The sequence below is a fragment of the Candidatus Methylomirabilota bacterium genome, from assembly GCA_035315345.1.
Classification (GTDB): domain Bacteria; phylum Methylomirabilota; class Methylomirabilia; order Rokubacteriales; family CSP1-6; genus CAMLFJ01.
This window is the reverse complement of the sequence record DATFYA010000098.1, coordinates 1-4,846: the sequence shown is the minus strand read 5'-3', so window position 1 is coordinate 4,846 and position 4,846 is coordinate 1. Positions and strand designations below refer to the sequence as shown.

Annotated in this window: 5 protein-coding genes; 1 reads left to right on the top strand and 4 read right to left on the bottom strand. The window is 71.5% G+C overall.

What is annotated here, in order from left to right:
- On the top strand, positions 1-787 hold a 787-nt coding region (locus tag VKN16_13055; GenBank protein ID HME95133.1), incomplete at its 5' end, for an amidase family protein.
- A 114-nt stretch (positions 788-901) separates the two neighbouring features.
- Here VKN16_13055 and VKN16_13050 read toward each other — a convergent pair.
- From VKN16_13050 to VKN16_13035, 4 genes are all read right to left on the bottom strand, one after another.
- Positions 902-1,597 carry a hypothetical protein gene (locus VKN16_13050; protein HME95132.1) on the bottom strand — a complete coding sequence of 232 codons (696 nt, stop codon included), beginning with the start codon at positions 1,595-1,597 and terminating at the stop codon, positions 902-904.
- A gap of 209 nt (positions 1,598-1,806) precedes the next feature.
- Complete coding sequence (locus tag VKN16_13045) at positions 1,807-2,847, bottom strand: hypothetical protein (GenBank protein ID HME95131.1); 1,041 nt, start codon at positions 2,845-2,847, stop codon at positions 1,807-1,809.
- 29 nt (positions 2,848-2,876) lie between these two features.
- Positions 2,877-4,163: a serine hydrolase domain-containing protein gene (locus VKN16_13040; GenBank protein HME95130.1), complete on the bottom strand. Its 1,287-nt coding sequence runs from the start codon at positions 4,161-4,163 to the stop codon at positions 2,877-2,879.
- A gap of 13 nt (positions 4,164-4,176) precedes the next feature.
- Positions 4,177-4,846: ABC transporter substrate-binding protein (locus tag VKN16_13035; GenBank protein ID HME95129.1), on the bottom strand; the 670-nt coding region annotated here is incomplete at its 5' end.

The window sequence follows — 4,846 nt, the reverse complement described above, 5'->3', positions numbered from 1 at the left end:
GCTCGAGGTGATCGCGGGGCCCGACGGCTACGACCCGCGGCAATTCTCGCCGAAGGTGCATCCGTACACCCAGGCGCTGAGCGGTAACGCGGCGGGGCTCAAGATCGGGGTGGTGAAGGAAGGCTTCGGCCACCCGCAGTCGGAGGCGGTGGTGGACGCGAAGGTGCGGCAGTCCGCCGACCTCTTCAAGCGCCTCGGGGCGAAGGTTAACGACGTCTCGATTCCGGCGCATCTGCTCGCCGGCGCGCTGTGGCTGCCGATCGGGGTCGAGGGTCTCACCCAGACGATGATGTGGGGCGACGGCTACGGGCTGAGTCGCCAGGACCTGTACGTCACGAGCCTGATGGATCACCAGCGCGGCTGGCGCCAGCGGGCCGATGAGATGTCGGAGACCACCAAGCTCTTCACGATGCTCGGCACCTACATCCACGAGCATCACGGCTCGCGCTACTACGGCAAGGCCATGAACGTGACCCGGCGACTCACCGCGGCCTACGACTCGGCCCTGCGCGACTGCGATCTGCTGCTGATGCCGACCACGCCGATGAAGGCCCAGCCGATGCCGGGGCCGGGAGCGCCGCGCGAGGAGATCGTGGGCCGCGCGCTGGAGATGATCACCAACACCGCCCCGTTCGACATCACGCACCATCCCGCGATGGCGATTCCCTGCGGGATGGCCGACGGGCTGCCCGTGAGCGTCATGCTGATCGGGCGACACTGGGACGAGCCGACGATCTACCGGGCCGCCCACGCGTTCGAGCAGGCGGGCGACTGGAAGACGATGTAGGGTATCTTGACGCTCGCCGGACGGCCTCACCGGCACCCAGCTGAAGTCTAGGCGAGACGGGCCTCCTGGCCGAGCGCGGCGGCGCGAGGGCCAGGAGGACCAACTCCAGTCGCATCACGTGCAGGCTGCCGACGGCGGCAGTCCCTCGAACAGATCCTTCTCCAGCATGCGCGCCCAGAGCTTCTGGGCCATGTCGTCGAGCGACATCATCGTGTCCTGCTGGACGACGGGCGCGGCGATGGTCAGCTCGCCGGTCCGCTCCCAGAGCAGGTGACCGGTGGGCGCCTCCCAGATCTGCAGCCAGAGGCGCAGGGTCGCGATGCGAGTGCGGATGATCTTGATGCCCCAGATCTCGAACTTGTCGAACAGGCCGACGGAGAACTCGGCAAGGCCCGGCTGCATCACGTAGCGGGACCCGAGCGCCGCGCCGATCCGCGTGAGCCGCTCGCGCTCCAGGATGCCGGTGCGGCCGAAGCCGGCGAGGAGGTCGGCGTACTCGCCGGTGAGATCGTTGTCGGCGAGGCGGCTCAGGGTCTCGGGCATCGGCACGGCCCGAACCGGAGGCTTCGTCCGGGATAGTGCGGTGGTGAGGGCGTACGCGACGGTGGGGGTCAGGCCCTGGATGCCGGCCGGGGCGTTGACTCCAAGGGCGGTGACCGGCTCGCAGGTCAGCGCCCGGATGTCGAGGGCCTTCATGCGCGACGCCGAGGTCACGTGATCGTCCGACATGTGTAGCGGGGTGCTGCAGCCGGCCGACAGCATCGCCGAGAACGCCAGGGCCAGGGCCGCGCCGCGGACCATCCCGCTCACGTCCCGACCAGCGACCGCACGCGCGTGAGCACCAGCGGCCATCGCGCGGGCGGGTAGAGCGGCAGCGCCCTGCCGCCCGGTGATCAGGATCGCCGAGGGCAGCCAGCGAAGTGCGCGAAGGATCGCGATCTTGAGGCTGAGCATGCGGTATGCCGGGGTGCGCTCGACTATGGTCGGCCCACAGCGCGCGGCGCTATGAGACCAAAGTCCTATGCGCGCCTCGTGGGCCGCGCCGAGATACGGAACAGCACGTCGCCGTCCGGCTCGCGCGTGGCGTCGAGGCGAAGCCTCCGGTCGTGGGCCGCGAGCGCGCCGTGCCATAGCTCGCACCAGGCCGCGAAGGCGACGGGGTCGAGCGGCTCGAGCCCGCGGGCGAGCCGCCAGCCCTTCAAGCGCACCGAGGCCCGTCCGCCGTCGCCCTCGATCGCGACGTCCTCGCCCTGCGCGCGCGCCAGCGCCGCCAGGTAGCGCGCGAAAACCGCGGGGCCGGTGCCCTCGACGCCGAGCAGCCGCGCGGTCTCGTCATAGTACTGCATGCCGACGAGCCGCGCGGCGTGGCCCAGCAGGCCACGCGTGTCGTCCGGGCCCAGCCGGTCGAGCAGCACCGGCAGGGTGGTGCGCACGTACTCCATCGCGTAGCGGGACACCACCGTGTCGAGACGCTCGGGCGGCCACGCGACCGGGTCGAGCCGCGGCGCCCGCGCGGCGTCGAAGTCGGGCATGCGCTCGCCCCGCGCGAAGCGGACGCGCTCCTCGGGGGCCAGGTCCCGGTCGTGCTCGAGGTAGTAGCCCTCGAGCCCGGGATCGCCGTCCACGGTCTGGCCGGTGCAGACGAAGCCCAGGCGCGGGTTGCCGAGGGTGACGCCATTGTGGCCGTGCCAGCCGTGGAGCATCGCCGCGTTCACCCGGCTCGGGATGCCGCAGATCGAAGCGCCGTACCAGATCCACCGCGGCGGGGGATAGCGCACCCAGGCCTTCCGATCGGACTCGCGCGCGTACTCGGTCTTCACCCCGCCCAGCTGGTTGGAGAGGTAGTGGTACTGCGCGCAGGCCACCGCGTGGGGCAGCCGGTCGAGGCCCAGCTTGGCGAGCCCGGACAGGAACTTCTCGAGGTGCTGACGGCGGAAGAGGCGGAAGACGAAGTCGGCCGCGTCGTCCTCGCTCCGGCGCGTGACGAGGGTGAGGACGAGGCCGGTCAGGAGGGCCTGGTACAGCGTGGAGACGGCACGATGGCCCGCCGATGCGCTCATGCTCGAAGCCCCGAGTCCCGCGCGGCCGCTCAGTCGACGAGGGCGGCCTGGACGAGCTGCCGGAACAGGTCCCGGTCCTCCGCGCGCCGCTGGCCCGGCTGGCCCTGCGCCATCCACACGACCACCATCCTCTCCTTCGGATCGACCCAGAACGCGGTGCCCGCCGCGCCGCTCCAGCGATACTCGCCCGCCGAGCCGGTGACCCAGTGGAGCCCCGTTTCCTTGCGCACCGCGAACCCGAGGCCGAAGCCGTAGCCGCGCGCCAGGATCGGCGAGGCCAGCGGGATCTCGCCCAGGTGATCCGCGGTCATCTGCGCGACGGTGGCGCGGCCGAGCAGGCGCGTGGCGCCCAGGCGCCCGCCGTCGAGCAGCATCTGACAGAAGCGCGCGTAGTCGGCCGTGGTGCCGGCGGCGCCGGCGCCGCCGGCATCGTTCTTCTGCGGGACGGTCACGTCGAGCAGCACGACCGGCTGGCCGGTCACCGGGTCCTTGGCGAAGGGCTGGGCGAGGCGGCCGGCCTTGACGGCGGGGACCAGGAAGCCGGTGTCGACCATCTGCAGCGGCGCGAAGACGCGCTCCTGGAGGAATTGCCCGAGCGTGCCACCGGTGATGGCCTCGATCACGCGGCCGGCCACGTCGGTGGAGATGCTGTATTCCCAGGCGGTGCCCGGCTGGTGCGCGAGCGGCACCCGGGCGAGCCGCGCGACCTGCTCGGCAGGCGTCACGTCCTTCCAGGTGACGCCTTCCTTGAGGTACGCGGCCTTCACCTCCGGATGGCTGGTGTCTTCGTACACGAGGCCGGAGGTGTGGCGCAGCAGGTCCTGGATCGTCATCTCCTCCTCGGCCGGGACCAGCGCGTAGGCGACCGTGCCGGTCTGCGCGCCCCCCCGCGGGACCGACACCTGGAGGTTCTTGAGCGCCGGCAGGTAGCGCGAGACCGGGTCGTTGAGCAGGACCTTGCCGTCCTCGACCAGCATCATCATCGCGACCGAGGTGAACGGCTTGGTCATCGAGTAGAGGCGGAAGATCGCATCCTTCGTCATCGGCGCGCTCGACCGGGGATCACGGCGGCCGAGGGCCTCGAAGTAGACGACCTTCCCGCGCCGGGCCACCAGCGCGACCGCGCCCGGGTAGCGGCCCTTGGCGATCTCGCCCTTCACGACCTCGGTGGCCCGGGCCAGCCGCGGCGAGGAGAGGCCGACGTCTTCGGGCTTCGCGGTGGGCAGGCCCTGCGCCGCGGCGCGCCCCGGCGCGGCCGCGACCGAGAGCAGCAGCAGCGGGATGAGCCGGGCGACGACGGCGAGCGCGCGCTTCATGGCGTCTGCCCGGCTACTGGGACTTGAGCCGCATGTCCTCGTACGATGGGAACGGGTACATCGGGATCGAGTTGATCGTGTGGTCCGCGATGCGTGGGCCCACCGCGATCAGCCCGCGCAGGTCCATGAGCGGGGCGAACATCACCCGATCGATGGTGGCCTGCTGGATGCGATGGAGCAGCGCCTCGCGCTTGCCGGTGTCCCGCTCGCGCGCCTGCTGCAGGAACAGCTCGTCGAGATCCGGGTAGCCGCCGTAGGCCGAGGCCCCCTTGGAGTAGATGAAGGCCTCGACGCGGCTCGCCGCGTTGCCCGAGTTGCCCACCGCGACCAGGAAGATCCCGCGGAGCTTCTTCTCCTGCCAGGCCGCGTAGAAGGCGGCGCGCTCCATCGGGCGCATCCGCACCCGGATGCCGGCCGCATTCAGGTTGTTGAGCGCGGCGTCGCCCACCGAGGAGAAGCCGGGGATCGCGGTGAAGTCGCCCGCGTCGAAGCCGCGCGGGTAGCCGGCCTCGGCGAGGAGCGCCTTCGCCTTCGCGGGGTCGTAGGCGGGCGCGGGGACCTGGAGGGCGAAGTCCATCACGCGCGGGACGATCACGCCGGCGGGCGGGCAGTGGCCGAGGCAGGCCGACTCGCTGGTCCCCTTCCGGTCGAGCGCGTAGTTGACGGCCAGCCGCAGGCGCTTG

Coding starts and splice junctions, on each gene's coding strand:
- VKN16_13045 (HME95131.1), bottom strand. CDS start 2,847: ATGAGCGCATCGGCGGGCCATCGTGCCGTCTCCACGCTGTACCAGGCC.
- VKN16_13040 (HME95130.1), bottom strand. CDS start 4,163: ATGAAGCGCGCGCTCGCCGTCGTCGCCCGGCTCATCCCGCTGCTGCTG.